Source organism: Microcystis sp. M53603_WE2 (genome assembly GCF_030065435.1).
Genome location: NZ_JASJFF010000151.1, coordinates 1 through 1,860 on the forward strand (window position 1 = coordinate 1; position 1,860 = coordinate 1,860).

At 44.9% G+C, this 1,860-nt stretch carries 2 protein-coding genes; one reads left to right on the plus strand and one right to left on the minus strand.

The features are described 5' to 3' along the window. Positions 1-223 precede the first annotated feature (223 nt). Positions 224-412 carry a hypothetical protein gene (locus PX481_RS03445; RefSeq protein ID WP_288025457.1) on the minus strand — a complete coding sequence of 63 codons (189 nt, stop codon included), beginning with the start codon at positions 410-412 and terminating at the stop codon, positions 224-226. A gap of 203 nt (positions 413-615) precedes the next feature. Between PX481_RS03445 and cobW the strand changes: the two genes are divergently transcribed. Continuing rightward, positions 616-1,650 carry a cobalamin biosynthesis protein CobW gene (gene cobW / locus PX481_RS03450; protein WP_288093677.1) on the plus strand — a complete coding sequence of 345 codons (1,035 nt, stop codon included), beginning with the start codon at positions 616-618 and terminating at the stop codon, positions 1,648-1,650. Positions 1,651-1,860: the final 210 nt, after the last annotated feature.

The following is a 1,860-nucleotide window of genomic DNA, read 5'->3' on the forward strand; positions in this document are numbered from 1 at the left end:
CCCACCGAAAAACTAATGCGCTCCGGGGTTTGGGCCCCAACGGGGGGTTTGGGTAGGGTTGATTCATGAATCAACCCTACTATCACTCAACCCTAGGGTTGAGTGATAAAACCGAAAGTAACGCCCAATTTTAGGAGAAAGTTTCCCCTTAAAAATCCCAAATTAGTAGATTTACAAAAATGAGATGCACCCGTTTTAGATATCCTCTTTTTCACCAAATTTATTAATCTAATTGAACCGAATGCTCTTGTTTTAATTGCTTTTGGATGGTTTTTACTGTCCGCTCAATTTTATCGATTCCGCGAGAAGAAGGGCGATTTACCCTATCAGCTAGAGGAGAAGTTTGTTGAATAGCAATGCTTAAATAAAGGGGAAAAGCGAGGGTAAAGGCTAAAAAAAGACGTTGTAACATGATCCACTCCCACAAAAGTTTTTCAGCGATTATTCTAGCCGGCTGAAACTTTTACCAGAATAACCACTAACTAGGAAAATTTCAGCCAGTTTGTGACAGTCCGGCAATTGGTGGGGTAATCCTAAAGAATTAGCGCTGAAACCCTCAACCCTAGAGCGAGAGTCTGATAGATTGATCTAGGAACATAATCGATCGCTCTATCTATGCACAAAATTCCAGTTACTGTGATCACGGGTTTTCTGGGTGCGGGAAAAACTACCCTCATCCGTCATCTACTACAAAATAATCAAGGCCGACGGGTGGCCGTTATGGTCAATGAATTCGGAGAAGTGGGAATTGATGGTGATTTATTGAAAAGTTGTCAGACCTGCGATGACAACCCCAACGATAATATTGTGGAACTGACCAACGGTTGTCTGTGCTGTACAGTACAGGAAGAATTTCTCCCCACCATGCAGAAATTGCTGGAGCGACGGCAACAGTTGGATTGTATGCTGATCGAAACTTCGGGGTTAGCTTTACCTAAACCTCTGGTTCAAGCTTTTCGCTGGCCGGAAATCCGCAACGGTGCGACGGTGGACGGAGTAATCACCGTGGTGGATGGTTTTGCTGTCGCTAGGGGTCGTCTGGTGGCGGATTTGGACGCTTTAACGGCACAAAGGCAAGCAGACCCCAATTTAGAACACGAAACGCCCATTGAGGAGTTATTTGAGGATCAGTTAGCCTGCGCTGACCTGGTACTCTTAACTAAAACCGATCTCATCAGCGAAATCGAATTAGAAAAAATTATTAATTGGCTGAAAACACAACTGCGATCGACGGTAAAAATAGTTACTTGTGCTGATGGACAAATTAGCCCCGATGTGCTATTGGGATTTAATGCCGCCGTCGAGGATGATTTAGCTAGTCGTCCTAGTCATCATGATCACGAGGAAGAACACGATCACGATGAGGAGATCAATTCCGTGCAGTTTTGCCTCGATTCTCCTGTAGATGCCCGAATTTTGACCCAACGGCTCAAAGAATTGGTGGCCCGAGAAGAAATCTATCGGGTCAAGGGATTTGTTAACGTGGCCAATAAACCGATGCGTATGGTGTTACAGGGAGTCGGCGATCGCGTTGATTCTTTCTTCGACCGACCCTGGCAATCCACAGAAATGCGGCAAACTCGCTTGGTCTTTATCGGCCGCTCCCTCGATAGTCAGAGAATCGAGCAGGCCTTAACTAGGGTTTGCTGAAGAAGTTTTTCCTAGGGACAGGGTGTGGGGTAGGGAGATTATTTTTATTTATTCTCCCCTCTCCCTTCTCCTTTCTCCCCCTCTACAATAATTAGGGTTTGCTGAATAAATCTAAAAACCTTGTTGGATAGGGTTTTTAGACTTGTTTTCCCTCAAAAAGTGCCGACCTTTGGAGTGATTGGGGGGAAAATTCAGGTACTTTTTCCCTGA